This window comes from Pantoea sp. GM_Pan_3, from assembly GCF_026541045.1.
GTDB classification, from domain to species: domain Bacteria; phylum Pseudomonadota; class Gammaproteobacteria; order Enterobacterales; family Enterobacteriaceae; genus Pantoea; species Pantoea anthophila.
Genome location: NZ_JALNVA010000001.1, coordinates 1,294,378 through 1,320,739, shown reverse-complemented (window position 1 = coordinate 1,320,739; position 26,362 = coordinate 1,294,378). Strand labels below are relative to the sequence as shown.

The following is a 26,362-nucleotide window of genomic DNA, read 5'->3' as shown; positions in this document are numbered from 1 at the left end:
AAGGATGGGATATGGAACAGTTACTTGAGCGCTTTTTAAGTTATGTGGCCGTTGAAACTCAGGCTAAGCCGCAGGCGCGCCAGGTGCCCAGCAGCGAAGGGCAGTGGACGCTGGCACGGCAGCTGCAGGAAGAGCTGCTGGCGCTGGGATTTGTCGATGTCACCTTAAGCGATCACTGCTGTGTTATGGGCACGCTGCCTGCCAATGTCGACTGGCCCACCCCGGTCATCGGTTTCATCTCCCACATGGATACGTCGCCTGATTTCACGGCGAAGCATGTGAATCCCCAGATCATTGAAAACTATCGCGGCGGTGACATCGCGCTGGGAAGTGGCAATGAGATCCTGTCGCCGGTCATGTTCCCGGTGCTGCACAAATTGATCGGTCATACGCTGATTACCACCGACGGCAAAACCCTGCTCGGTGCGGATGACAAAGCGGGCATTGCAGAGATTATGACGGCGATGGCGCAGCTGGCGGCGAGTGATACGCCGCACGGGGCGATCCGCGTGGCCTTTACGCCTGACGAAGAGATCGGACGCGGCACCTCTCACTTTGATGTGGAAGGCTTCGCCGCCGACTGGGCCTACACTATTGATGGCAGCGATCTGGGTGAGTTCGAATATGAGAACTTCAATGCCGCCTCGGCCACGGTCCGCATCGTCGGCAACAACGTCCACCCTGGCTCCGCCAAAGGGGTGATGGTGAATGCGCTGGAGCTGGCAAATCAGTTCCACGCGGCGGTACCGGCCCGTGAGAAACCGCAGTTTACCGACGGCTACGAGGGCTTCTACCATATGCATCAGATCAAGGGCAGTGTCGAGCACGCCGAGATGCTCTACATCATCCGTGACTTTGAAACGGAAAGTTTTGAACAGCGGAAACAGACGCTGCTGCAGATCGCTGCGGAGATTAACAAAACCCTGCATCCTGACTGCTCCGTCACCGTTGAGATCACCAACAGCTATCGCAACATGCGTGAAAAGGTCGAGCCGTTCCCGCATATCATTGACCTGGCCCTGCAGGCGATGCGTGACTGCGGTATTGAACCGGTGGTGAAACCGATTCGTGGCGGCACCGATGGGTCGTCGCTGTCGTGGAAAGGGCTGCCCTGTCCGAACATCTTTACCGGGGGCTACAACTATCACGGCAAGCACGAGTTCGCCTCGCTGAACATCATGGCGAAAACGGTGGAAGTGATTGTGCGTCTGTCAGAACTGGCGGCGCAGAAGAAGGGATAATGAGAGAAGGCTCTCTGACCTGAGGGGCAGAGAGCCTGATTCCGGAAGCGGACTACCGGTTATTCGTCACCAAAATACCAGTACCCGGCATTCACCAGACCGGCGATCTGCGCCAGCACTGCCGGATCATCCAGCGCATCACCCAGATCATCCAGCGTGATGCGGGAGTGATGCGCCAGCACCGCCATCACCTCAGGGCGTGAACATTCGACCCGCTCACCGTTGACATACACCGCATCGCCAACCGTTAATACACGCAGGCCGCCCAGGCGGCTCAGGGCATCGCCCTGCTGCAGCGCATCATAAATTTCATCAGGCTGATAAGGCGGCTCCGGCGGGGCCACATCAAGCTCATGGCGCGACTGCGAAATAAATTCGCCAAACCAGTGCGCGAAATGCTCCGGCTGGTTAACGACATCCAGCATCAGCTGACGCACACCTTCAATCTCCTGTGGCAGAATCTGTGACGGGCATTCACGCGCCGGGACATCCGGATCGCTGAAGCGCAGGCTGCCCAGCTCATTCGCCAGAGCATAATCCGCGAAGCCGCTGATGAGCTCGCGGCCACTGGGGGCACGGAAACCGACAGAGTAGTTCAGGGCGTTCTCCAGCGAATAGCCTTCGTGCGGGAATCCTGGTGGAATGTAGAGGATATCGCCCGGCTCCAGCTCTTCATCAATGATGGCGTCGAAGGGCTCAACCTGCAGCAGATCGGGATGCGGGCAGTGCTGCTTCATCGGCACTTTTTCACCGACGCGCCAGCGACGGCGACCGGTTCCCTGAATAATGAAGACATCGTACTGATCAAAATGGGGGCCGACGCCGCCGCCAGGCACAGCAAACGACACCATCAGGTCATCAATGCGCCAGTCAGGCAGGAAACGGAAAGGGCGCATCAGCGCAGCAGAGGGTTCGTGCCAGTGATTGACCGCCTGTACCAGCAGCGACCAGTTGTTCTCGCCCAGGTGATCGTAGCTCTCAAACGGGCCGTGGCTGACCTGCCATTTGCCATCCTGACGGCTGACAAGGCGGCTATCCACCTCGTTTTCCATCGCCAGTCCGGCCAGTTCATCCGGTGAAATCGGATCGACAAAGTCTTTAAAGCCACGCTTCAGCACCACCGGGCGTTTCTGCCAGTAGCGCTGAATAAAATCGGGCCAGTTAAGATCGAGCTGATAGTCCATAAAAGAGTTCCGCTTAGGGCTGTAAATGCCAGCAAGTATAACAGCCCGGCGGCTTTTCTACTCGCGGCGATGTTCGACTTCCTGCCGCTGAAAGATCACTTCCATGCGGGTTCCGCCGAGTGCACTGCCGGAGGCGATGACGTTACCTTCATACTGCTCAAGAATGTCGCGCACCACGGCCAGACCTAATCCCTGGCCGGGACGCAGCGTATCGGCCCGCTGTCCGCGAACAAACACCAGGTCGCGCTTGCTTTCAGGGATGCCCGGGCCATCGTCATCGATATAGAGATGCAGCGCCTTGTCGCTCTGAAACGCGCTTACTTCGATAAATTCCAGGCAATATTTGCAGGCGTTATCGAGCACGTTGCCCAGCACTTCCATAAAGTCATTCTGGTCACCCACAAAGGTCAGCTCCGGAGAGATATCCAGGGTAATCGCCACGCCCTTACGCTGATAGACTTTATTCAGGGCCGAACAGAGGCTGTCGAGCAGGCCAGAGACCGAATGCAGATCGCGCTGCAGCGGATTGTGATCGGCCTGCATACTGGCGCGGTGCAGGTAATAACCGACCTGCTGCGAGATACGACTAATCTGCTCCAGCATCACCGGTTCTGCCTCTTCCACCGTCAGCTCTTTGCCGTTGCGCAGCGAGCGCAGCGTACTCTGCAACACGGCCAGCGGCGTTTTCAGGCTGTGGGTCAGGTCAGAGAGGGTAGTGCGATAGCGGGTATAACGCTGCCGCTCATTGGTCAGCAGCAGATTGAGATTGCGCACCAGGCTGCGCAGCTCCTGTGGGGGATTGTCGTCCAGGTTTTCGCGCTGACTGGTCTCCAGTTCGCGCACCTGCTGAGTCAGCGCACCGATTGGCCGCAGACTCCAGTGCGCGGCCAGCCACAGCAACGGAACAATCAGGATCAGGTTGGCGGCCAGCACGTAGCTGAACCACGACCAGACCACGTCCGAGTGCTGAAGCTCCTGCGGGATCGAGTCGACCACCACGATGGTGAGCGCAGGCAGATTGGTGGTGGCATCGTAACGGTTGACAGCCACCGAGTGGGTAAAGGTATCGTTGCTGTCGTTATCCCAGTCGTTGAGGCGTCGCTGCGCATTCAGGTTGTTCCCCATCGCCAGCATGCTGGTGCGGTTGCTGGTGTCAATCTCGTAAAAATCGGGCTTCAGCAGCCATTCATGGCGGATCTTTTTGCGGATATCCGGAACGTCGCGCTGCTGCCACAGCAGCTTGCCGCGCTCGTCGTAGATAAACACCAGCGTCGGGAAGTTGAGCGTCATCCGCTCCGGCTGGGCGATGGTGAGCTTGTTGTCATGCCATTGCGCCAGCGTAAAGAAGAGGTTGCTCTCACCACGCATGACGCGATAGGTGTTTTTATCAAAGCTCACCACATAGCCAATCACCGCGACCATGCCGTAAGAGAGGGAGAGGAACAGAACAATCGCTGCGGAGGCCAGCAGAAAGCGGGCGCGCAGCGAAATCGGGCGATAACGATTAAACCAGGACATGGTCAGAGATCAAAGCGGTAACCCTGGCCACGCACGGTGGCGATCACGTCAGTGGGGTGCAGCGCTAAAATCTTTTTGCGCAGGCGGCCCATCAGTACGTCGATGGTGTGGCTTTCACGCAGTTCCGCATCCGGGTAGAGCTGGAGCATCAGCGAATCTTTGCTGACCACTTTGCCCGCGTTACGAATCAGCGTCTCGACGATGGTGTACTCAAAGGCGGTGAGCTTCACCGGCTGTTCATTGACGGTGAGTTCCCGGCGGGAGAGATCGACCTGAAAGGGGGCCATATCGATAATCTGCGAGGCGTGACCGCTGTTGCGACGCATCAGCGCCTGCAGCCGGGCGGCCACCTCTTCGATATGAAACGGTTTGGTCACGTAGTCGTCGGCACCGGCTTCCAGCGCTTCGACTTTGGCCTGCCACCCTTCACGGGCTGTCAGCACCAGAATGGGCTGGCGCACGGCGTCGCCGCGCCAGCGACGGATCAGCGACATGCCATCTTCATCCGGCAGGCCGAGGTCCACCAGCGCGATATCGGGCAGATGTTCCCGAAGAAAATAGTCGGCTTCTTTGGCGTCTTCGGCGGCATCGACCTGATGGCCCATGTCACGTAACTGGACGGCGAGATGATGGCGCAGCAGGGCATTGTCTTCAACAACCAGAACACGCATAGAAAGTCCTTACACTCTGTTTGAGTCAACCTGCAGAAAGTATACGCGAAATGTATTAAACAGGATGTTAACGCAGACCGGAGTGAGCCGGTCTGCGGCGGGCATTATTTCAGATCGTCAACCATCCGGACAGCGCGACCGATATAGTTTGCTGGCGTCATCTGCTTCAGACGCACTTTTTCCTCTTCCGGCAGCGCCAGGCTGTCGATAAAGGCCTGCATACCGGCGGCATCCACACGTTTGCCGCGCGTCAGCTCTTTCAGCTTCTCATAAGGCTTCTCGATGCCGTAACGGCGCATCACCGTCTGGATCGGCTCCGCCAGCACTTCCCAGTTGTGATCCAGTTCGTCCAGCAGACGTTCGCGGTTCACTTCCAGTTTTGAGATGCCTTTCAGCGTCGCCTGATAGGCGATCAGCGCATAACCGACGCCGACGCCAAGGTTACGCAGCACGGTAGAGTCGGTCAGGTCACGCTGCCAGCGCGACACCGGCAGTTTGCTGGCCAGATGCTGCATGACTGCATTCGCCAGACCCAGGTTGCCTTCGGAGTTTTCGAAGTCGATCGGGTTGACCTTATGCGGCATCGTTGACGAGCCAATCTCGCCCGCAATGGTTTTCTGTTTAAAATGGTTCAGCGCCACGTAGCCCCAGATATCGCGATCAAAGTCGATCAGGATGGTGTTAAAGCGGGCGATGCAGTCGAACATCTCGGCGATATAGTCGTGCGGCTCGATCTGCGTGGTGTAGGGGTTCCAGGTGATCCCCAGCGAGGTGACAAAATCCTCGCTCAGCGCGTGCCAGTCCACTTCCGGGTAGGCAGCAATGTGGGCGTTGTAGTTGCCCACTGCGCCGTTGATTTTGCCCAGCACTTCGATCTGCTTCAGCTGACGTAACTGACGCTCAAGGCGGTACGCCACGTTTGCCATCTCTTTACCCATGGTTGACGGCGTTGCCGGCTGTCCGTGGGTGCGGGAGAGCAGCGGAATATCACGGTATTCGCTGGCCAGACCCTTCACCGCGCCAATCAGCTGCGCCCAGTAAGGCAGCAGCACGTCACGGCGGGCTGTTTCCAGCATCAGCGCGTGCGACAGGTTGTTGATATCTTCCGAGGTGCAGGCGAAGTGGATAAATTCTGAGACGGCGTGCAGCGCAGGCGTGTCGGCGACTTTTTCTTTCAGGAAGTATTCGACCGCTTTCACATCGTGGTTGGTGGTGCGTTCGATGGTTTTGATGCGCGCGGCATCTTCTTCGGAAAAACCGGCGACAATCGCATCAAGGAAAGCGTTTGCGTCAGCGTCAAATGCAGGAACTTCCTTGATCTCTGCGGTCGCGGCCAGTTTTTGTAACCAGCGAACTTCAACCTCAACGCGGAATTTCAGCAGACCAAATTCGCTGAAAATCGCACGCAGCGGGCTGACTTTGTCGCCGTAACGACCATCGACAGGTGAGACGGCGGTCAGAGAGGATAATTCCATCAGTGCAACTCCTGAATCATTTAGCAGTGTTTGGCCACACCGACTTAGTAGGTCAGTGGCAGCCGGGATAAGAGGGTTTTCGCTTCACGCAGCAAACGCTGACGCGAGAACATCAGTTGCAGTCGGCCACCACCGACCTGCTGCCAGAGCACCGCCGCGCGGATACCGGCCAGCAGGGTAGCGCGCACTTTACTCTGAACCTGGCTGTTCTGCAGCACGGCAGGGGAACCGGTCACCTGAATCCGCGGGCCAAGCGGGCTGATGACATCGACATAGATGCCCGCCATGGCGCTGAGAATGGTATCGGATTCCAGCTCATAATGCGCCAGCTGGCGATCCAGCTGACTGATGCGCTGGGCCAGGGTCGCCATGGCAGACTTGCTGGCGCTGAGTTTACGTTCCAGCACCATCATGCTCAGGGTGTAACGGGTCAGTTCGGCACCGGCACCCTGGCGACTGCTGCTGTTCAGCACCGCCATCAGGGTTTCCAGTCCGAGACGCAGGTTGGCTTCATTGTTGCCAAACACGGCCAGCGTGGAGTCAGGATTGAGATCCAGCACGCTGCGCAGCGAAACGGTCAGCGCCTCTGGCTGGCAGTGACCCTGCTGAGCCAGCTGCTGCACCAGATGCGCGGACTGACAGATGCCCGCCAGCGCCAGCGTAATTTCCTGATAATTTTTCGCCACGGTTACTCCTGTTTACGCGTCATCAATAGGGGCTGCGCCCGCTTACTCTGTCACGAAAGGCAGACGCTGTTCGATAATACCGCCACCGAGGCAGACATCGCCAAGATAAAAGACCGCAGACTGGCCGGGCGTCACCGCCGCAACCGGCTCATCGAAGCGCACTTCAATCCGATCGTCACCGTGAGGAATAATCTCACAGGGGATATCGGTCTGACGATAACGGGTTTTTACGGTGCAGCGAAGCGGGGCGGTGATCGGCTGACGATCGACCCAGTGCAGCTGCTGCGCAATCAGTCCCACCGACATCAGACGCGGATGATCGCCGCCCTGAGCGACAATCAGGCGGTTCCGCGCCACATCTTTGTCGACCACATACCAGGGATCATCTTTGCTCTCTTTCAGGCCACCGATACCCAGGCCTTTGCGCTGTCCCAGGGTATGGTACATCAGCCCCTGGTGCTCACCGACGATCTGGCCGTCAGTGGTTTCAATCTCGCCTGGCTGGGCCGGCAGATAGCGTGCCAGGAAGTCGCGGAATTTACGCTCGCCGATAAAGCAGATGCCGGTCGAATCTTTCTTCTTCGCGGTAATCAGGTCCAGCTCTTCAGCGATGCGGCGCACTTCCGGCTTTTCCAGCTCGCCGACCGGGAACAGGCTCTGCGCAATCTGCTGGTGGCTCAGGGTGTAGAGGAAGTAGCTCTGATCTTTGTTGCCATCCAGGCCGCGCAGCAGCTGGCTCTGGCCAGCGACATCCTGACGGCGCACATAGTGACCGGTAGCGATGAAGTCAGCGCCGAGATCCTCAGCCGCGAACTCCAGGAACGCTTTGAATTTGATCTCTTTGTTACAGAGAATATCGGGGTTAGGGGTGCGGCCCGCTTTGTACTCTTCGAGGAAATGCTCGAAGACGTTATCCCAGTATTCCGCGGCAAAGTTAACCTTGTGCAGCTTCATACCCAGCTTGTCGCACACCGCTTGCGCATCCGCCAGATCGTCCGCGGCGGTACAATACTCCTCGCCATCGTCCTCCTCCCAGTTCTTCATGAACAGGCCTTCAACCTGGTAACCCTGCTGCTGCAGTAACCAGGCGGAAACGGAAGAATCGACGCCGCCGGACATACCGACGATCACTTTTTTCTGGCTGTTGTCAGACATGACACGCTCGCATTACGATAAAAAAACAGGCGGCGCATTCTATCATGCAGAAGGCAGACGCGCACCCTCGTGAAACGGCCACCGGAACGGGCTGATCAGATGAAGCGGGTAGCGCGTGCCCTGTTGCCACAGGCGGACGCTCTCCGCCACCAGCGGCGAACGCAGGTTAGATGCCGTGAGAATCTGCGCTGGCGGCAGCCACCAGCAGCAGTCGATGTCGCTGTCCTGTGGCTCCGTCACCACTTTTTCCGGCAGATCGATCCCAAACAGAAAACGCACAAAAGGCGTGGTGTCGGGGGCTATCCACTGGTTAATCGCAATGAAATAGTCCATCTGCGCCACGATGCCGGTCTCTTCATAGAGTTCACGCGCCGCGGCTTCATGCAGCGTTTCATCCGCTTCCAGATGGCCGGCTGGCTGGTTCCAGGTAGCGCGTCCGTTGATGGTCTCTTCCACCACCAGCAGCTCACCTTCCGCCTGAACCAGACAGGCGACCGTAACATGAGGTTTAAACATCCCTTCTCCGCAATTGTTAACCTGAGGTTATGAAAGTTCGGTTGTCAGACAGGGTCTGTGCTGATCTCGCGCCACGCTCCGGGGGCCAGATCGTCGAGGCTGTAGTGACCCATGGCATAGCGAATCAGGCGCAGGGTAGGAAAGCCGATGTGGGCGGTCATGCGGCGAACCTGACGATTACGCCCCTCATACAGCGTGACCTTCAGCCACTGCGTCGGAATGTTTTTACGCTCGCGGATCGGCGGCTGGCGTGGCCAGAGCCATTCGGGTTCATCGACTTTTTCCACGCCAGCGGGCAGGGTCGGGCCATCTTTCAGATTAGCCCCATCCCGCAGCGGCTGCAGATCCGCCTCCTGTGGCGCGCCTTCAACCTGCACGTAGTAGATTTTGCCGGTGCGTTTGCCGGGCTGAGTCAGCGCGGCCTGCAGGGCGCCGTCGTTGGTCAGCACCATCAGGCCTTCACTGTCACGATCAAGGCGGCCTGCGGCATAGACCCCGGCAACAGTAACAAAATCCTTCAGGGTGCGGCGGCCCGCTTCATCCGTAAACTGCGGCAGAACGTCGAAGGGTTTGTTAAAGAGAATCACACGGCGCGGGGCCGCAGGGCGGGCAGGCGTACGTCGCGCATCACGCGCCGGACGGCTGAATCGTTTATCCTGGTGAATTCGTTGAGAAGTTTTTCGCATGGGCTTTGCAGTCAGAAACATTCGGCGCATTATAACGTGAAATTGCGGTGATTGGCGTGGCGTAAATATTCAAGTAGTATTGACGCGCATCTTACAAATCATTAACAAACGCCCAGGAGAGGTTAATGGAAAGCAAAGTAGTTGTTCCGGCGGAAGGTCAAAAAATCACCCTGAATCAGGGCAAGCTGACAGTGCCAAACAATCCGATCATTCCTTACATCGAGGGTGACGGTATCGGTGTTGATGTTTCCCCGGTCATGCTGAAAGTGGTCGACGCGGCGGTGAAGAAAGCCTACAACGGCGAGCGTAAAATCTCCTGGATGGAGATTTACACCGGTGAGAAATCAGTCGAACTCTACGGCCAGGACGTCTGGCTGCCTCAGGAAACCCTCGATTTAATCAAAGAATATCGCGTTGCGATCAAAGGTCCACTGACCACCCCGGTCGGCGGCGGTATTCGTTCACTGAACGTGGCCCTGCGTCAGGAGCTTGACCTCTACGTCTGCCTGCGTCCGGTTCGTTACTACAAAGGCACGCCAAGCCCGGTTAAACGTCCTGAAGAGACCGACATGGTGATCTTCCGTGAAAACTCCGAAGATATCTATGCGGGTATCGAGTGGAAAGCGGGCTCTGCCGAAGCGGACAAAGTGATCAAGTTCCTGCGCGAAGAGATGGGCGTGAAGAAAATCCGCTTCCCTGAGCAGTGCGGTATCGGCGTTAAGCCATGCTCCGAAGAGGGAACCAAGCGTCTGGTGCGTGCGGCAGTGGAATACACCATCACCAACGATCGTGATTCACTGACTCTGGTTCACAAAGGCAACATCATGAAGTTCACCGAAGGCTCTTTCAAAGACTGGGGATACCAGTTAGTGAAAGAAGAGTTCGGCGGCGAGCTGATCGACGGCGGCCCGTGGATGAAGTTCAAAAACCCGAACACCGGCAAAGAGATCATCGTTAAAGATGTGATCGCGGATGCGTTCCTGCAGCAGATCCTGCTGCGTCCGGCTGAATATGACGTTATCGCCTGTATGAACCTGAACGGTGACTACATTTCTGACGCCCTGGCGGCTCAGGTCGGTGGTATCGGTATCGCACCTGGCGCCAACATCGGTGACGAGTGTGCGCTGTTTGAAGCCACGCACGGCACTGCGCCGAAGTATGCAGGCCAGGATAAAGTGAACCCGGGTTCCGTGATCCTGTCGGCAGAGATGATGCTGCGCCACCTGGAGTGGTTCGAAGCGGCTGACCTGATTGTTAAAGGTGTTGAAGGCGCTATCGCCAACAAGACCGTGACTTACGATTTCGAACGCCTGATGGATGGCGCTAAACTGCTGAAATGTTCAGAGTTTGGTGACGCAATCATCGAAAATATGTAATGTCTGATGCGGCCGGCACAGGGTCATGCTCTGTGCCGGCTTTTTTGTGCCCGCGTTCCACGCTTTTCTCTTTCTCCGTCTCACCTGACCCTTCAGTGACATCATCGCGTTTTAATATTTCTGTAAATCCGATTGTCTGATGCCACTGCAAAAAAAGGCAGCGCCCCTGCATCGGCCATTCTTCAGCGTCTGAATCCCGTTACTGTAAACACTCATTCATAAGGAGGATTTATGGACGCAAAATATACCAAAGACGCGATTTATATCTGTCGCCTGATGTTCGGTCAGGCTGTGCTGGAATTACTGGCGGATAATCAGGCCGTCACGAACCGCGCCCTGGAGGAGAAAATCAAGCGGATGTTACCCGATGCCCAGCCTGGGCTGATTTATCGGGTCGCCCTTGAGCTGTTAGACGACAGGCTCCATTAATCCCGTCCTGAAAACTGCGTGCCCGGCATACTCTGTGCCGGGCCGAATGATCCTGACGCTCTCCCTGCCCGGAAACCGGCTAACTGCCCAAACCCGTTAAGCGTATTCGTCTGCTCTGCCCGGCCTCATATTTTAACAACATGGCAACTGTTGAACCAATCTGACACTTCGCTGACTAATCAGCTGACTGTACCGTTACGTTAGCATTCCGCGAGCGTTAACGGGGACGTCTTATTTTTAGCCAGCCAGCACAGACTGTGCGCAGAGGATGTCAGACATGCGGGTTTTAATTATTTGCAGGGATAATATTGGCGACACGTTACTGACCACGCCGCTCATCAGTGCGCTGGCGCAGTCGGGACAGTATCAGGTCGATGTACTGACGAACAACTACGCCGCCCCTGTGCTGGCGCATAACCCCGACATCCGGCAGCTCTTCTTTTACACCAAACTGCATCATCGGGAGTCAGGGCAGGGAAGAGTGACCTGCCTGTTGCAGCGACTGAAGCTGATGCTGACCCTGAAAAAGCAACGCTATGAGGTGGTGATACTGGCGAAAAGCCGCTGGGATCAGCATGGCCTGAAATGGGTAAAGAGCCTCCGTCCGGCAAGAGTTATCGCCCTGGGAGAGCAATCCCATCCTCTGATTACCGACCTGCTGCCACCGCCCGACCCGTCGCCGTGCCATATCAGCGAAACGCTGTTCAGCCTGGGACGCCCCTTCAATCTCCGTGAAAACAGACCGGGCAGACTGACGCTGCGGCCTGACGCCGCTCTTGCCGCCAGCCTGCGCGACACTTACGCGATTGATGGAGACCTCCCGGTGTATGCGCTGCAAATCAGCGCCCGTAAGCCGAGCCAGCAGTGGGAAGCGACACGTTTTGCCGGACTGGCTGAGAAGATTGCCGCTCACCACCCCTGCCAGATCATGCTGCTGTGGTCACCCGGCAGTCGCGATAATCCGCGTCATCCGGGTGATGATGAAAAAGCCGCAGACATCATGGCGCTCTGTCCGCACCTGCCAATCAGAGCGGTGTCAACAACCAGCCTGCCGCAACTGATCGCGGCGATGTCGTTATGTCAGGGGCTCGTGAGCAGTGATGGCGGGGCGATGCACATCGGTGCGGCGCTGGGATTGCCGGTGGTGGCGCTGTTCGGCGACAGCGACCCGGCGTGCTGGCATCCCTGGCAGGTGAATTATCAGGTGCTGCAGCCCGCGTCACGGAATGTTAACGCGCTGAACAGCTGTGAAGTCTATGACGCCGTTGTCCATACCCTGATTCAGTCATCCTCGTCAGGCCAGCATCCCCGGCTGGCCGCCTCAGACAGCATCGCGACGGTGACAGGGCGGTAAGCCGGTTCAGCGCCGGCTCTGAATCCGGTAGTGAAAGCCAAGCGTCGCCGTTGCGCTGCCGGAAAATAGCGGGACTCATCATAATGGTCGGCGCTGACGTTAAACGTGAGAAAAAAGTCGCTCATCAGCAGCGCAAATTCCACCTCATTCAGCGGAAGCTGTTGCAGGTGAAAACCCGGCCGGTCCACTCTGCGGAACCAGCCCAGCGGGGTCGGCTGATTATGATATTCAATCAGCGTAATAATGGCGGTAGATAAGCGGTTCATTATCCCACCAGTTGCGCCACGGCCTGCTCAACCTCTTCCGCCTTAATCGACGCCATGGGATGCTGCGTCGCCGTCTTATCCGGACGGTGAATGATAATGTGGCGATCGCTGTCCTGACAGGGGCCGGTATAGCGTGGATTAGCGGTGGAGAAGAGGCTGACGGTCGGAGTCTGCGCCGCCACGGCGATGTGCAGCGGGCCGGTATCGCCGGTGACCAGCAGATCCAGCGAGCGGATCAGGGTAATCAGGCCACTGAGATTTGTTTTGCCCGCCATTGGCGTCACATTTTTCCGGCAGTGCGGCGGCAGGCTGGCGATAAACGCCTGCTCAAGCGGTTGCTCAGCCGCTGTACCGGTCACAACGATTTCACTGTCGGGCCAGCGCGCAAGCAGGGCGGTGGCCAGCTGACTGAACGACTCCAGCGGCCAGCGGCGGATATCTTTCGATGCCCCAAGCTGAAACCCGATGCGGCGATGCGACGCGTTTGCCGTGGCACTGCTATTCAGCGCTGGCAGATGCATCCGGGTCTGCTGCGTCTCTGCGCCCAGTGCTTCAATTAATTTCAGCTTACGCTTGATGGTGTGGTCGTCGAAATAACCCGAATAGTGGTCGAGATATTTATTCAGTACCGGCGATTCGCTGCCGTAATGGTCGCGTAAAATAGCCTGACTGCCGGTCAGTACCGAGCTCATAATATCGTAGGGGAAATGCGCGTGTAATATGACGGACAGTTCTGGTTTATGGCGACGCAGTTTGAAAAATAACGGCAGAAAATTTGCCAGTTTGTTATCCCAGATATAAATCTTATCGAACCAGGGGTAGCGGCTGACGAGATCCTTATTTTTCAGGCTGGAGACCAGAATAAATTTACTGGCAGGAAAGCGTTTTTTCAGGCTCCAGATAGCGGGCGTATTCATCAGGAAATCGCCCAGCGCGGTGGTGGAATAGATGACCACGGTCTCCGGGTTCAGCTGCTGCAGGGCCTGCGGTTGTCTTCTGCCGGAAAATCGAGAATAAAGCGTTAAAAGGCGGTCTATCAGATAAATCTTTTTTTTCTTCACGTCTCAATTCTCTTTCACGTATCAATTATATTAAACAAAAATCATTATGCGTGATTAGAGAATAGTTTCAGCGAGAAAGTTCATTACGGAAATGTTTTTTTAAACGCTGTAGAGGATCTGTTTAAATTGTTTCCACAATTTCTGTGTTGTTTATTCAGGGTATATTTACAGGATTGCGTAAAGAGAGTAGGGGTTTATTGAAACGGACTGGGATGAATCTTAAAAAATTATTCTATTTTGTATGTGATGTTAATTGCAGTAATAACTAATAGCAGGATAACAATGAGTGACATTATTTTATGCGCGCTATCGGTTAATGCCGCGCACTAAAAACAGACCCCGGCGTCAGAGCCGGGGCCGGGAATCAGGACTGAGGCTGACCCACCGGGCCGGAGCCGAGCGTGCCGCCTGGTGAGGCCTGACCGCTTGGCGCATGAGGACGTCCATCTTCTTTAATCGCGCTGCTCTGGTGTGAGCAGCCCGCCAGAGAGGTCAGCGTTGCTGCAACGAGCAGCAGGGCAGGAATCGTTTTCATAAGGTCACCTTGATGTTGTCAGAAAAAGGGAAGCTCACTTAATCATAGTGACTGACCGCGATCTGGCCTGAAAAGGGTTATTTTTCAGATGTTTCTCAGCGGCACGTCGCTGTGAGCGAAAAAAAACGGAAGCCACCGGCTTCCGTTCTGCTGACGTTCTGCAGGATTACTTGCGGCCCAGCAGAAAGCCGAGGATAACACCAACGCCTGCTGCAACAGCCAGACCGGCAACAGGATTAGACTGAACCTGATCCTTGATGCAGTCAGCAGCATCGCGTGCCGCGTAGCTTGCCTGGTTGGCATAACGGCGCGCGGCGCCTTTAGCCTGATGCTCAGAAGAGCCGGTTGCTGCGCCCCATTGTTCCTGAACTGCGCCAGCGGCTTCTTTTACTTTATCTTCGATTTTTCCTGACATCTGTTGCTCCTTGGTTTTAAGTGAGACACTCAAAGCGTAGCAAAGATAGTGAATCCTGCTCCGTCAGAGGCAAATCAGAGGCTAAAAAATTATGTCCGGCTGTTAATGGCGCGGTGTCAGCGGCTCAGCCGGAGGCGAAGCAGAGCAGAGACAGGGCTATTGCAGCAGCACGCCCTGGAGCAGACTGGCCTCCACGATGGTCACCTCGTTGATTTTCAGCGCCTCCATATAGCCTTCAACCAGCAACAGGTTGCTGACGTCCGTGGCGCGATAGTCGCCAGACAGTTCACTGTCACCCTTCCAGACCTGCTGCTGAGAGAGCTGGCGCAATGCTGCCAGGGTGTAGTGATGGGGTCTGCCCGGTAACTGATTGCGGATGGAGAACCCGTGCACACCACCAATACCGATGACCCGGCGACCCGCCACATCCTGTTTGATCTGCGGGCTGACCTCGTTAGTGGCATAAAACTGCACGAAACGCAGCACAGATTGCCGCCAGGAGCCAATCGGGTTGGGTGATGGGGCATCCGGGCTGTTCTTCAGCACGCGCAGGATAAAGTTTTTCAGCGTCACGGAAGCCAGCTTCCCCTGATAGATGTCAGCTACCGGCTGACCGGCCTGCTGTCGCCAGGCGGTCATCTGCATCGATCCGCCGCCAATATCCCAGACCAGCAACTGCTCATCACGGATCGCGGGATCGTTCAGCGCGGCTCTGGCGGAGAGGAAGCCGAGCTTCGCCTCCTGCTGCTGTGAGATCAGGCTGATTTGCGCCCCGGTCTGCCGCTGCAGATCGTCAATGACCGCCTGGCCATTGCGGGCGTTGCGAAACACGGCGGTCGCCACGCCGCTGATGCGCTGAGGATGAAAGCGCTGAGCATGGGCCAGAAGCTGCTGCAGCGCCGCGGCGCCCTGGCGGGCGATCGCCGGGGTGAGCTGATTGTCGGGAGCATGTGCCAGCGCATCGTTCCAGGCGACGGCGCGCTGATCCTGATAGAGCACTTTTTCAATGCGCGACTGGCAGACATTGACGCGGGCCACCGCGATTTTGGTGGTGCCGGAACCGATATCAAGACCGGCGCGAATTTGCTGGCAGCGATCGGCCAGGGCAGACGTGGCGAAAAAGAGCGAACAGAAGAGGGTAACAGCAGACAGTGCAGCAGAACGCATAGCGACTCCGGATGCCAGGGGGATCAGCGTGAGCGGGCCGTGACGCAGGCCGGATAAACGCTCACCAGAAAATGACGCAGGTGATCGAAACACCATTCGGCGTCGTCAGCCTGCGGACAATAGAACTGAACGGTGATCTTTTCATAGTCGCGCTGACGCTGGCGCAGAGGCGACCAGCTCCAGTCGAGCACCGAGCGGGCATAATTTACCAGCGTTTCCGCAGGCAGGTTATGCTGCTTCTCCTGCCCGGCCAGGTAGCGGATGAAATGCGCTTCCAGCGTCAGTGCCTCGTCGTGACCGTGCTGCGGCAGATCGGGACGAAAGGCCACATCGATAAAGCCACAGACCGCATCGGCCTGCTGCTGCCAGTCGCAGGCGAGCGTCATAAACAGCCCCTCCTGCAGATTGACCTCTTCGACCAGACGGCGCAGGTTTTCTGAGCGGTTCAGGACCGCAATCTCCTCCAGCCGGCTGGTTTCCAGCGTTAAATCAATGCCGCACGGATTGACAGAGCCATCCGCATTGCGGGTGGCCGGAAAGGGGAAGTCGATATAACCGTTGTTATCCAGACGCTTTTCCATCGGGGAAACCTGCTGCTTGACGTTTCCTGACAATAAACCATCTGGCAGCAGGATTCACCCCTTACGGACAGGTCCAGGTGATCTGGGTATCCTGGTAGGGATTGATCAGCCGGAACTGCTTATCAGAGAGGCGCTGCGCATAGTAGCCTTCCCGCGTCACGGCGGAGGGGACATATTTAAAGCGATCCAGCGACTGCAGCGGCCCACTCTCCACGCTGACGTCATCCCGGGTCACGGTGAAGGCGCTGACCAGATCAAAAATCCGTCCCTGCGTTTGCCCCATCGGCTGACCATAAATTGTCGAAACCTCACCCGGACAGTCGACCCCTTTCGGGCCAGATGAACATCCAGTCAGTATGGTGATGAGGATAAAAATGCTGAGTCGCATCATGATTTTCTACCTGCTTCAATCCCTGGGCGTGTCGTGGCGTGGCGTCTCTTCTGCCAGGCCATCATTCTGTTAATCATAGCAGTTTCCGCTGCGCTTCCTGTTTGCGATTTGTTTAATCGTTAAGCAACAGGAATGTAAAAGGGTGACTTTGCTTATCAATAAACGGTATTCTTGGCTCCTTTGCGCACCACTTAGGCAAATCCAGGGATAAATGATGAAAGAAGAAGAAGCCAGTCTAATGATTATTCGCCACGCGATTGACCAGTTAGATGCCGATAAGAAGCAACAGGTCGTTGCCTGCTCCGAGCGTATTCGCGCAGCGATGCAGGCGTATGACAGCGAGAATGCCGGGCTGGCGCTGATGCTGGTGGCCGCAGAGGTTGCCGCCGAATAACCGTTATCCGGTCAGCATGCGGCGCCGATATGCTGACCGGATTACTTTATCTTTTCTCAACTTTCCGCTTTTTCTCACCCCGATTCTATCTTTTCGTGGTCTTGTTCCCGACGCGCCCGTGCCTCATCAGGGGGCAGGGATATGTTAAGCTATTCATTCCTGTAGAAATCCTCTTCAGTGGAGACACAGCATGAAGGCAGCATTGATTGCTCTGGGCCTGATGGCCTGCCACGTCGCGCCCGCATGGAGCGAAACTGAATTTCAGCTCACCTGTCCCGGTCGGGCGACCATGACCATTTCACGCGCCGAATATGGATTATCCACCCTGATGTGGCCTCCCGGACACTTCCAGATTGCCGCAGGCCAGCAGCGTACCCGTCTGGAGGCGGGCGACAAAGTGGCGATTACCCGCTTTCGCAATGGCGATCAGCTGATTGTGAATCAGCGCACCCAGGCGACCTTCTTTGTTTATCGCGGTAGCGATAAACTGTTGCCCTGCAGCCGCAGTGAAAAACGCGATGTGGATGCACTGACGCTGGAGCGTTACGACGACAGAGCGCGCTCTGACACCTGATACCTGACACCGGAAGCCACGATGAAACCTGAAATTACCGACACGGTTACCGCACAGGATCTGGATGAGGTCAGACTGGGTCTGACCGCCTTCAACCGTAAGTTTATTAATGTGGATGAGATCCGCTCGATTGGCGTCTTTATCCGTGATGAGCAGGGCAAAAAGCTGGCGGGTCTGACCGGGTCAACGGCCGGAAACTGGCTGCGGATTGATATGCTGTGTGTCAGTGAGGCACTGCGCGGGCAGGGGGCGGGCAGCGCGCTGATTCAGGCCGCCGAGCAGGAGGCGCGGGATCGCGGCTGCCGCTTTGCCCAGGTGGATACCGCCAGTTTTCAGGCGCGACCGTTTTATGAAAAGCTTGGCTATACGCTGCGTTTCAGCCTGGATAACTATCCACGCCACCACCAGCGCCACTATCTGACGAAAACGCTGTAATCAGAACAGCGGCTGCTGACGCAGATCGAGCGGGTGCTGCTCAGCTTCATCGATCGCCGCCAGCCAGCTCTGCAGGGTGACCTTTTTCCACGAGAGATGTCCGCGCGTGGTGCTCATCAGCACCACGTCGGGACGCAGCGAACGGTACAATTCCAGCGTCTGACTCAGCTCCGCGGGATTACTGTCCGGCACCAGCACGGTAATCCAGTTATCGTGCGACCGCGTCACCGTATCCCCGACAAACAGATAGGTCAGCCCCAGCGGCGAGGTATAGAGGTAACTGCTGCTGCCCGGCGTGTGCCCCGGCGTCGGCAGCAGATGAAAATCCCCGAAGTGCGTTTCCTGCTGCGAAAAGGTGTCATCAGGCTCCGCGAAGCGGCTGATGGGGCCCAGTGACCGGCTATGGCAGTAAAGTGCGCTGCTGAAGCGCTGCTGGATCACCGCCGCCCCCGGCGCAGACTCGTGCCAGTGGGTCAGATAGTGGCGGATCACGCCACCGCTATCGGCCAGCACTTCATGATCGAGCGGATTTTCTACGCGGCCAATCAGCAGATTACCGCGAGGGTGACGCAGCATAAAGCCATGCATCATCAGGTCATTAACGGCATCTTCCACCGGAAATTCCGGGGTTGAGATCCACAAATCGTCATACAACGGCTTCAATGTCGATCTCCTGAAACGTTCTTTATTCCCGCAGAACGGGATGCCCGCTTGCCTGTAAACTGGCCTGGCCCTGACGGACCGCTAATCGTGCGCTGGCCCCCAGGGGCAGGGTCACGGTGTCAGCCGCGTGACCAAAATCCAGACCGCTGATCACCGGCAGGCCGGTGGTTTCACGCACCCGCTGCCAGACGGTGCTGAAGTCAAACCCGTTGTCATACTCTGTCAGTGCGGTGCTGGTAAAGCTGCCGGTAACAAGCGCCCGCTGGCGCGCCAGAATGCCGCTCTGCTGCAGCTGAATCAGCATACGTTCTATGCGGAACGGATGTTCATTCACATCCTCAATAACCAGAATGCCGTTTTCAATCTGTGGCATCCACGGCGTGCCAGTCAGCGAGCAGAGCATCGCCAGATTACCGCCCCACAGCGTCCCCTGCCACTCACCCTCATCAGGCGTTTCGCTCTGCCATGCCACGTCTACTGTAGGTGATGTCAGAGCCTGCCAGAAGTGATGCAGGGTAAATTCAGATAAGGTCGCGGCACCGAAGTTGCCGGCCAGCATCGGACCGCTGAAGGTGATTAAGCCGACCTGCGCCAGCAGCGCCAGCTGAATGGCGGTGAAATCACTGTGCCCGCACAGCGCCAGCGGCTGATTCAGCAGGCGACGCTGCAGGCCGACATAGTCGATCGATTCCAGTAACCGGCTGGCACCATAACCGCCGCGCACCGCCAGCACCACATCGGGCAGCGTGCTGAGTGTGGCAAGCTGGTTAATATCCGCCAGCCGTTCGGCGTCTGTCCCGGCGAAGCGCTGAAAACGCCGGGTAATGACCTGCTCATTCTCTACCCGATGGCCCGCCTCGCGCAGTCGCGCAATGCCGCACAGCGCCGCAGGCTGATTGTGACAGTAACCGGAGGGGGAGATAAGACGAACTGAACGTGAAATCATCATACTTTCCTGCTGTTAGCGCCCTTGACCTGAGGCGATGATGACGAAATACACCCCTGAAGTCACGACACGGGCCGCTTTTTCGTGCATTTAGGATAAACGGTAATTTTGCTCTCAGGCTGTCTGGGTATGATAGCATTCGCCACTACCGCTATGAGACGAAAAATTGCTGAAAATCCGACACCTTATACTCTCAGCGTTACTCCTGACCGGCTGTGCCAGCGAGCCACCGCACCACGCAGTGAAACAGCGTAATACGCCTCTCACTCAGGCACCGCCTTCCAGCGTTAACAGCGCATGGTCAATGTTTACCGAAGATGCCGCCAGTCATTATGGCGTTGATGAGAAGCTTATCAGCGCCATTATCAGTGTCGAGTCGGGGGGAAATCCTGGCGTGGTGAGCCGTTCGAATGCGGTGGGCCTGATGCAGATCAAAGCCTCGACCGCCGGGCGTGAAGTCTACCGGACGCAGGGTCGCCGCGGTCAGCCATCGAATGCCGAACTGCGCGATCCGGCTAAAAATATTGATATCGGCACCGCCTATATCCGCATCCTGCAGGATTCCGCTCTGTCAGGGATTCGCGATCCGCTGACGCTGCGTTATGCCACCATCGTCTCCTATGCCAACGGTGCCGGTGCGCTGCTGCGAACCTTCTCCCGCGACCGCGATCGTGCCATTGCGATGATCAATGCGATGTCACCGGATGAGTTTTACCAGCATGTCCAGAACAAACATCCGGCGGCGCAGGCTCCACGCTATCTGTGGAAGGTTACCACCGCCTATCGCACGATCTGACCGGAAAGCGCCCCGGCATCGCAGCGGGCGCACTCCCTACGGCGCGAGCAGCAGCCGCGCCGTCGGATAATCAACGATCAGCACCTTGATGTAGCCGCCCAGCAGCGCCGCACGAATCGCCGGCGCTTTCTCGCGTCCGCCAGCCAGTCCCACGACCTGCGGGCACTGCTTAACCTGCGCCAGCTCCATGCCGATCACCGGATCTTCTTCCGGCTGCAGCACCGGCTGTCCGCAGGCATCGAAGTAGTGCAGGCAGATATCCCCCACGGCACCGCGTGCCGCCAGGGTCTGCAGCATTTCACCATCGTAGTAGTTGCCTGAATTGCGCAACAGGGCTGACGGCTCAAGGTCGCCAATACCGACAATCGCCAGATCGACCTGCTCAAACTGATCCAGTACCTCCGCTACCTCCGCGTTGGCTGACAGCCGCTGGCGATCGCTGACCGAATGTTCGATTGACTGTGACGGCAGCAGCCAGGCGGGGCAGTTCAGCAGCGCCGCCAGATTCTGCGTCAGAATGGTGGCCTGCACATTGCCGTTAGCGCCAACCCCGCCCAGCAGCTGAATAACCCCTTTGCAGGCGATGTTGAGCGGATGCAGCGCATCGACCATCGCCCGGATGGTGCCGCTCCAGGAGGAGATGCCAATCAGTTCATCGTTGCGCAGGCGGGTTTCGAGATAGTGCGCTGCCGCCGATCCAATCGCCTGTTTGATCTGCAGCGGAGAAGCCTGGTCCGGCACATCAACCACAATCGCCTGGGGCAGGTGGTAGGTCTGCTCAATCGCTTTTTCCAGCTCAGGATAGACATTGGCCGGCGGCACAACGCTGATTTTGACCACGCCCTCTTTTACGCTGCGATTAAGGATGCGTGAGACAAAGGACTGCGACAGGGACAGCGACTGCGCGATCTCCGACTGCTTCAGCCCCTCGATATAGTAAAGGGTGGCGATCTTCACCATCAGTCGCTGTTCATCCTGTTTGGCCATCAGTTTTCCCTCTCAGAGTCTGCCCGGTATTGTTAACCAGGATCATCAAAATCACAACGCAGGCGAATTTGTGATCGTTTTCGCTTTTTGACGATCGCCTGTTGGACGATGCCTCAGCAGAGGCGCATAGTCATTATGCATATAAAATCGTCATTGAATATATATTCATTGAAATTCGTGAGCAGGCCCTTTTGTCCCTATCGTGCCGGTTGTCAGGCTGTAGGGATCATGGGGGGATGGAGATAGCCGTCAGGTGATGAACCGATCTGACACGCTGTTTAACGACGCATTTATACAGGATGACAGGCGGCCGATTCCGGACCGGATACGTTAACGGTTAATTTTTTTACCCATCGTGAATATATATTCACGGTCGATTTAAAATTCAGAGGTAGAACATGAACCCTTTCAATCTTTCAGTCGATGAGCTTGAACGCCGGGCGCGGGCGATACGCCGCCGCATTATCCAGCTTAACGCGGGCAGTCCGGCAGGCGGGCACACCGGTGCTGACCTGTCACAGGTCGAGATCCTGACCGCGCTCTACTTCCGTATTCTGAACTGCGCACCGGATCGCACAGAAGATAACGATCGCGACATCTACATTCAGTCCAAAGGGCATGCGGTAGGGGGCTACTACTGCGTACTGGCGGAAGCGGGCTATTTTCCGACGGAGTGGCTTACCACCTATCAGCACGCTGACTCTCCTTTGCCAGGCCACCCGGTGCGCCAGAAGACACCGGGCGTTGAGCTGAATACCGGTGCGCTGGGGCACGGCCTGCCGGTGGCGGTAGGCATCGCCCTCGCGGCGAAAAAAGATCGCAGTTCCCGCCGCATCTTTGTCGTGACCGGTGACGGCGAACTGGCGGAAGGGAGCAACTGGGAGGCCGCTCTGGTGGCGGCGCACTATGGGCTCGACAATCTGATCATCATCAATGACAAGAACAAACTGCAACTGGCGGGCGCCACCCGGGACATCATGAACACGGACCCGCTGCCGGAAAAATGGCGCGCTTTCGGGCTGGAGGTCAGCGAATGTAACGGCAATGCGATGGCGGCGGTCGTCAGCACCCTTGAAAACCTGCCGCAGAACGGCAAGCCGCAGGTGGTTGTGGCGCATACCGAGAAAGGTTTTGGCGTCTCCTTTATTCAGAGCAAGGCGGAGTGGCATCACCGGGTGCCGAAAGGCGAAGAGATCGCGCTGGCACTGGAGGAACTGAAAGATGAGTAATGCACAACACCTGGCAAACGTCATGGTTACGGCCTTTATCGACGCGGTGAATCGCGGCGTCGATCTGGTACCGGTGGTCGCGGACTCCACCTCCACCGCCAAAATCGCGCCTTTTATCAAGGCGTTTCCCGACCGGCTGATTAACGTCGGCATCGCGGAGCAGACGCTGGTGGGAACGGCAGCAGGCCTGGCGCTGGGCGGCAAAATCGCCGTGACCTGCAACGCCGCGCCATTTCTGGTTTCACGCGCCAATGAGCAGGTAAAAGTCGACGTCTGCTACAACAACACCAACGTCAAACTGTTCGGGCTGAATGCCGGTGCCAGTTATGGCCCGTTAGCCAGCACCCATCACAGCATTGACGATATCGCCGTGATGCGCGGCTTTGGCAACATCGAGATCTATGCACCGTCCTGTCCGCTGGAGTGTCGTCAGATTATTGATTACGCCCTGGAGCACGTCGGCCCGGTCTATATCCGCCTTGATGGCAAAGATCTGCCGCAGCTGCATGATGACACCTACCGCTTCAGACCCGGCGCGATCGACCTGTTACGTGAAGGCCGCGACATCGCCCTGGTGGCGATGGGATCCACAGTTCATGAGGTGGTTCACGCCGCTGCGCAACTGGCTGAGCAGGGTATTTCAGCGGGCGTGATCGCGGTTCCATCGATTCGACCCTGTGATACCCAACAGCTGCGCAACCTGTTAAATCACTATCCGGCGGTTGTGACCGTGGAGGAGCATAACGTCAATGGCGGTGTCGGCAGCCTGGTCGCGGAAGTGCTGGCAGAAGGCGGCTGCAGCATTCCGCTGGTCCGGCTCGGCATTGCCGATGGGGAGTATGCGATTGCCGGCGATCGGGCCGCCACGCGGGCCCGTCACGGCATTGACGCCAGCAGCGTGGTGAAGAGTGCAGCGCGCATCTGCGCAGGAGTGTGAACATGGCGGGACCTCTGATTCTGGCAATCGATGAAGGCACGACCAATGCCAAGGCGATAGCGGTTGATCGTGCCGGGCGGGTGGTGGCGCGTGGCAGCCAGAGTTTAACCCTGCACCATCCCCAGCCGGGGCTGGCTGAGCAGGACCCGATGGCAATCTGGCAGGCGGTGAGGGAGGCGATCACCCGGTGTCTGGCGGCATGCGGGGGCGCGCCTGTCGCCGCCGTCGCGATCAGTAATCAGCGGGAGTCGGTGCTGATCTGGCAGCGGCGCGACGGGCAGCCACTGACGCCGCTGGTAAGCTGGCAGGATCGCCGTTCTGAGTCGTTCTGTCGCGATCTGCACCAGGCAGGCAAAGCCCCCCGGATCAGCGGCCTGACCGGGCTGGCCGTCGATCCGATGTTTCCGGCGGCGAAGCTGACCGGGATGCTGGCTGCCATTCCCGATGGCGCGGCACGGGCCGCAGCCGGCGAGCTCTGCATCGGCACGGTTGATTGCTGGCTCAGCTGGCAGCTCAGCGCGGGCGAATGCTTTGTGACCGATCATGCTAATGCCGCCCGTACGCAGCTCTACAGCCTGCACCTGAACGACTGGGACGACGAGCTGCTGACGCTGTTTCAGTTGCCGCGAGCCGCGCTGCCGCGCATCATCGCCTCCGCCAGTGAGCAGGGTGTGGTGGCGGTGAACACCATTCCCGGCTTAGCGCCGGGCACCCCCATTCTGGCGCGCATCGGCGATTCGCATGCCGCCCTGCAGGCGCAGCGACGCGGAGACGCTGAAGTCGTAAAAGCCACCTACGGCACCGGCTCCTCCCTGATGATGTCTATGGCGACGCCGTTACTGACCGAAAATGGCCTCAGCACTACCGTGGCCTGGCACGACGGTACGCTGCGTTATGCCTTTGAAGGCAATATTACCCACACCGGCTCAGGCGCGGCCTGGCTGGGTAAGCTGCTCGGCGTGCAGGACCCACGTGAACTGACCGCACTGGCGCAGGGCTGCGATGACAATCAGGGCATCTACTTCGTCCCGGCGCTCTCAGGACTGGGCGCGCCCTGGTGGGATTTACAGGCGCGCGGCATGGTGTGCGGATTGACGGATGCCGCCACCCCCGCGGTGCTGGCGCGGGTGGCGCTGGAGTCGATCGTCTGGCAAATCGCCGATGTCTTTTTTGCGATGGAGCAGGCGAGCGGTCAGCAGCTTCCGGCGCTGTGTGTGGATGGCAGCGCCACGGAAAACAGCTGGCTGATGCAGCTACAGGCCGATGTGTTACAGCGCCCGCTCTACCGGGTGCCCACCGCCGAAGTCTCCGCCCTGGGCGCAGCGTTGCTGGCCGGCAAAGTGCTGGGATGGTGGCAGCAGGGCAGTGATATGCAGGCGCTGCAGGGGGGCAGCGTTATCCTGCCCCGTGACGCGCGCGCGCACGCTATGCAGGAAAACTACAAAGGCTGGCTCGATGCTGTTGCCCGCTGCCGTTTTCAGCCGCGTTAAGCGCGGTCCGGCGCAGCGGCGTGACGGATTGCCTGGCCTGAAACCCCCTGAGGCCAGGCAACACTTCAGCGCGCCATTTGACGTACCTCGCCCTTATCATTCTCCACGGCAACCAGATCCACCGGCGGCAGATTGCCGCCGCTGAACTCGACCTGACGGATCGGGAAGGCGAAGCGAATATTGCGCGCTTCCATGGCCGCCATCAGCTGCAGGTTAATCTCCTGCTGAATATCCATATATTTGTTGTAATCCGCATCCAGCACGTAATAGACCACTTCAAACGTCAGCTTCGAATCCTCAAACGCCAGGAAGTGGGCGCGGTCAAAACGCGTGGTCTCCACACCCTCGATGATCGCCTTAACCAGCGGGCTAATCTCCCGAACCTGCTCCGACGGGGTGGCGTAGCTGATGCCAAACTTAAAGACGATGCGGCGCTGCTGCATACGCTTGTAGTTGTGAATGGTCTGCTGCAACAGAATGGTGTTTGAGCAGACGATTTGCTCTCCGCTCAGGCTGCGCAGCCGGGTCGTTTTCAGGCCGATATGCTCGATGGAACCGGCAATGTCGCCAAAGACAATAAAATCGCCATGCTCAAAAGGCTTATCAAAACCAATCGCCAGTGACGCAAACACATCGCTCAGCACGGTCTGAATGGCCAGTGCAATGGCGATACCGCCGACCCCGAGGCTGGCGACCAGTGCGGTAATATTGATACCCATGTTCGACAGAATGGCGAGGAACATCATGATCCAGACCACGACCCGCAGCAGAATCCCGAGGATCACCGTGGTCACCGGATTACGCACGTGCAGCGGATCGCGCATCAGGCTCTTCAGCCACAGCCGGATGCCGCTGTCGATCCACAGGGCGAGTTGCACAATCAGCGCCAGGAACCAGCCGTGGGCGATGGTGGCGCTCCATGAGGCGGGCAGATCGACAAATTTCAGGGCGATCAGCAGCGAAAAGATCAGCAGCAGGGTCTGGCTGGTGCTTCGCAGGATCTCCACCAGGATCGCAGTGACACGAACGTGACGGTGTTCGCTGTAAAGGGCAATCCGGTTGGAGATAAAGCGAATCAGGGTGCGCAGCACCCAGTAGATCACCAGGGTGGCGACCACCACGATAGCGCTGTTGAGCCAGAACGTCTGGTTAAAAAAGAGGGAGTGAAAATGACGTGATGAGAGCCAGTTTTCCATTGGGGAAG

General features: G+C 57.6%; 30 protein-coding genes. 11 read left to right on the top strand and 19 right to left on the bottom strand.

All coding sequences use genetic code 11. The features are described 5' to 3' along the window. Window positions 1-11 precede the first annotated feature (11 nt). On the top strand, window positions 12-1,241 hold the full coding sequence (gene pepT / locus OXR04_RS06240) for a peptidase T (RefSeq protein ID WP_267369487.1): 1,230 nt from the start codon (window positions 12-14) through the stop codon (window positions 1,239-1,241). A gap of 59 nt (window positions 1,242-1,300) precedes the next feature. Here the strand turns inward: pepT and OXR04_RS06235 are convergent, their stop codons facing one another. The 8 genes from OXR04_RS06235 to rluE all read right to left on the bottom strand — a co-directional run bounded on the left by OXR04_RS06235 (window position 1,301) and on the right by rluE (window position 9,153). Then, on the bottom strand, window positions 1,301-2,425 hold the full coding sequence (locus OXR04_RS06235) for a cupin domain-containing protein (protein ID WP_267369486.1): 1,125 nt from the start codon (window positions 2,423-2,425) through the stop codon (window positions 1,301-1,303). Window positions 2,426-2,482: 57 nt separating this feature from the next. Further along, window positions 2,483-3,943, bottom strand: a complete 1,461-nt coding sequence (phoQ, locus tag OXR04_RS06230; RefSeq protein WP_046101611.1) for a two-component system sensor histidine kinase PhoQ — start codon at window positions 3,941-3,943, stop codon at window positions 2,483-2,485. A 2-nt stretch (window positions 3,944-3,945) separates the two neighbouring features. Next, a complete protein-coding gene (phoP, locus tag OXR04_RS06225; RefSeq protein ID WP_009090826.1) occupies window positions 3,946-4,614 on the bottom strand; it encodes a two-component system response regulator PhoP in 669 nt (222 codons plus the stop codon). A 104-nt stretch (window positions 4,615-4,718) separates the two neighbouring features. Then, window positions 4,719-6,089 carry an adenylosuccinate lyase gene (purB, locus tag OXR04_RS06220; protein WP_140924298.1) on the bottom strand — a complete coding sequence of 457 codons (1,371 nt, stop codon included), beginning with the start codon at window positions 6,087-6,089 and terminating at the stop codon, window positions 4,719-4,721. Window positions 6,090-6,133: 44 nt separating this feature from the next. After that, complete coding sequence (gene hflD, locus OXR04_RS06215) at window positions 6,134-6,775, bottom strand: high frequency lysogenization protein HflD (RefSeq protein WP_009090821.1); 642 nt, start codon at window positions 6,773-6,775, stop codon at window positions 6,134-6,136. A 42-nt stretch (window positions 6,776-6,817) separates the two neighbouring features. Then, window positions 6,818-7,930: a tRNA 2-thiouridine(34) synthase MnmA gene (mnmA, locus tag OXR04_RS06210; protein ID WP_111207917.1), complete on the bottom strand. Its 1,113-nt coding sequence runs from the start codon at window positions 7,928-7,930 to the stop codon at window positions 6,818-6,820. Window positions 7,931-7,972: 42 nt separating this feature from the next. Beyond that, on the bottom strand, window positions 7,973-8,446 hold the full coding sequence (locus OXR04_RS06205; RefSeq protein WP_267369480.1) for an NUDIX domain-containing protein: 474 nt from the start codon (window positions 8,444-8,446) through the stop codon (window positions 7,973-7,975). 44 nt (window positions 8,447-8,490) lie between these two features. After that, the gene (gene rluE, locus OXR04_RS06200) at window positions 8,491-9,153 is read right to left on the bottom strand and encodes a 23S rRNA pseudouridine(2457) synthase RluE (RefSeq protein WP_267369479.1); all 663 of its coding nucleotides are present in this window, start codon (window positions 9,151-9,153) and stop codon (window positions 8,491-8,493) included. A gap of 104 nt (window positions 9,154-9,257) precedes the next feature. Here rluE and icd point away from each other — a divergent pair, with 104 nt between their 5' ends. From icd to OXR04_RS06185, 3 genes are all read left to right on the top strand, one after another. Beyond that, window positions 9,258-10,508, top strand: a complete 1,251-nt coding sequence (gene icd / locus OXR04_RS06195) for an NADP-dependent isocitrate dehydrogenase (protein ID WP_009090813.1) — start codon at window positions 9,258-9,260, stop codon at window positions 10,506-10,508. A gap of 231 nt (window positions 10,509-10,739) precedes the next feature. Beyond that, the gene (locus OXR04_RS06190) at window positions 10,740-10,937 is read left to right on the top strand and encodes a hypothetical protein (protein ID WP_111207915.1); all 198 of its coding nucleotides are present in this window, start codon (window positions 10,740-10,742) and stop codon (window positions 10,935-10,937) included. A gap of 277 nt (window positions 10,938-11,214) precedes the next feature. Next, window positions 11,215-12,291, top strand: coding sequence for a glycosyltransferase family 9 protein (locus OXR04_RS06185; protein WP_267369476.1), 1,077 nt, complete (start codon window positions 11,215-11,217; stop codon window positions 12,289-12,291). On the opposite strand, the gene OXR04_RS06180 is transcribed toward OXR04_RS06185, so the two are convergent. The 7 genes from OXR04_RS06180 to OXR04_RS06150 form a co-directional block, all read right to left on the bottom strand. Further along, window positions 12,219-12,557: a DUF1493 family protein gene (locus OXR04_RS06180; protein WP_267369474.1), complete on the bottom strand. Its 339-nt coding sequence runs from the start codon at window positions 12,555-12,557 to the stop codon at window positions 12,219-12,221. The genes OXR04_RS06185 and OXR04_RS06180 overlap by 73 nt on opposite strands. Continuing rightward, the gene (locus tag OXR04_RS06175) at window positions 12,557-13,618 is read right to left on the bottom strand and encodes a glycosyltransferase family 9 protein (protein ID WP_267369472.1); all 1,062 of its coding nucleotides are present in this window, start codon (window positions 13,616-13,618) and stop codon (window positions 12,557-12,559) included. The genes OXR04_RS06180 and OXR04_RS06175 overlap by 1 nt, the downstream gene beginning before the upstream one ends. Before the next feature lie 364 nt (window positions 13,619-13,982). Continuing rightward, window positions 13,983-14,153, bottom strand: a complete 171-nt coding sequence (locus OXR04_RS06170) for a hypothetical protein (RefSeq protein WP_181405378.1) — start codon at window positions 14,151-14,153, stop codon at window positions 13,983-13,985. Between the two features lie 166 nt (window positions 14,154-14,319). Further along, window positions 14,320-14,568, bottom strand: a complete 249-nt coding sequence (locus OXR04_RS06165; protein WP_046101619.1) for a DUF883 family protein — start codon at window positions 14,566-14,568, stop codon at window positions 14,320-14,322. A 156-nt stretch (window positions 14,569-14,724) separates the two neighbouring features. Continuing rightward, window positions 14,725-15,735, bottom strand: a complete 1,011-nt coding sequence (locus OXR04_RS06160) for a phosphatase (protein ID WP_009090803.1) — start codon at window positions 15,733-15,735, stop codon at window positions 14,725-14,727. A gap of 23 nt (window positions 15,736-15,758) precedes the next feature. Beyond that, complete coding sequence (locus OXR04_RS06155) at window positions 15,759-16,316, bottom strand: hypothetical protein (protein ID WP_140028352.1); 558 nt, start codon at window positions 16,314-16,316, stop codon at window positions 15,759-15,761. 61 nt (window positions 16,317-16,377) lie between these two features. Further along, complete coding sequence (locus OXR04_RS06150; protein WP_009090800.1) at window positions 16,378-16,707, bottom strand: hypothetical protein; 330 nt, start codon at window positions 16,705-16,707, stop codon at window positions 16,378-16,380. Between the two features lie 214 nt (window positions 16,708-16,921). Here OXR04_RS06150 and OXR04_RS06145 point away from each other — a divergent pair, with 214 nt between their 5' ends. From OXR04_RS06145 to OXR04_RS06135, 3 genes are all read left to right on the top strand, one after another. Continuing rightward, window positions 16,922-17,101: a hypothetical protein gene (locus OXR04_RS06145; protein ID WP_009090798.1), complete on the top strand. Its 180-nt coding sequence runs from the start codon at window positions 16,922-16,924 to the stop codon at window positions 17,099-17,101. A gap of 190 nt (window positions 17,102-17,291) precedes the next feature. Next, window positions 17,292-17,675: a hypothetical protein gene (locus OXR04_RS06140; protein ID WP_009090796.1), complete on the top strand. Its 384-nt coding sequence runs from the start codon at window positions 17,292-17,294 to the stop codon at window positions 17,673-17,675. A gap of 21 nt (window positions 17,676-17,696) precedes the next feature. Continuing rightward, on the top strand, window positions 17,697-18,110 hold the full coding sequence (locus OXR04_RS06135; protein ID WP_267369467.1) for a GNAT family N-acetyltransferase: 414 nt from the start codon (window positions 17,697-17,699) through the stop codon (window positions 18,108-18,110). Here OXR04_RS06135 and OXR04_RS06130 read toward each other — a convergent pair whose 3' ends face one another. Further along, window positions 18,111-18,773, bottom strand: a complete 663-nt coding sequence (locus OXR04_RS06130; protein ID WP_058957480.1) for an MBL fold metallo-hydrolase — start codon at window positions 18,771-18,773, stop codon at window positions 18,111-18,113. A 22-nt stretch (window positions 18,774-18,795) separates the two neighbouring features. Further along, window positions 18,796-19,719: a muramoyltetrapeptide carboxypeptidase gene (ldcA, locus tag OXR04_RS06125; RefSeq protein ID WP_140028679.1), complete on the bottom strand. Its 924-nt coding sequence runs from the start codon at window positions 19,717-19,719 to the stop codon at window positions 18,796-18,798. A gap of 166 nt (window positions 19,720-19,885) precedes the next feature. On the opposite strand from ldcA, the gene emtA reads away from it, so the two are divergent. After that, window positions 19,886-20,515 (top strand): membrane-bound lytic murein transglycosylase EmtA, encoded by a 630-nt coding sequence (emtA, locus tag OXR04_RS06120; protein WP_072215488.1) that lies wholly within the window; start codon window positions 19,886-19,888, stop codon window positions 20,513-20,515. A 36-nt stretch (window positions 20,516-20,551) separates the two neighbouring features. Here the strand turns inward: emtA and OXR04_RS06115 are convergent, their stop codons facing one another. Further along, entirely contained in the window at window positions 20,552-21,502 is a 951-nt protein-coding gene (locus OXR04_RS06115; protein WP_046101627.1) for a sugar-binding transcriptional regulator, read from the bottom strand. Between the two features lie 398 nt (window positions 21,503-21,900). Between OXR04_RS06115 and OXR04_RS06110 the strand changes: the two genes are divergently transcribed. From OXR04_RS06110 to OXR04_RS06100, 3 genes are read left to right on the top strand one after another with little or no spacing between them, the layout of a single operon-like run. Continuing rightward, the gene (locus tag OXR04_RS06110) at window positions 21,901-22,731 is read left to right on the top strand and encodes a transketolase (RefSeq protein WP_009090788.1); all 831 of its coding nucleotides are present in this window, start codon (window positions 21,901-21,903) and stop codon (window positions 22,729-22,731) included. Beyond that, a complete protein-coding gene (locus OXR04_RS06105; RefSeq protein ID WP_009090787.1) occupies window positions 22,724-23,668 on the top strand; it encodes a transketolase C-terminal domain-containing protein in 945 nt (314 codons plus the stop codon). Before OXR04_RS06110 ends, OXR04_RS06105 begins: the two co-directional genes overlap by 8 nt. A gap of 2 nt (window positions 23,669-23,670) precedes the next feature. Further along, window positions 23,671-25,158, top strand: coding sequence for an FGGY-family carbohydrate kinase (locus OXR04_RS06100; protein WP_046101628.1), 1,488 nt, complete (start codon window positions 23,671-23,673; stop codon window positions 25,156-25,158). A gap of 65 nt (window positions 25,159-25,223) precedes the next feature. Here the strand turns inward: OXR04_RS06100 and OXR04_RS06095 are convergent, their stop codons facing one another. Further along, window positions 25,224-26,354, bottom strand: coding sequence for a mechanosensitive ion channel family protein (locus tag OXR04_RS06095; protein WP_009090785.1), 1,131 nt, complete (start codon window positions 26,352-26,354; stop codon window positions 25,224-25,226). Window positions 26,355-26,362 lie beyond the last annotated feature (8 nt).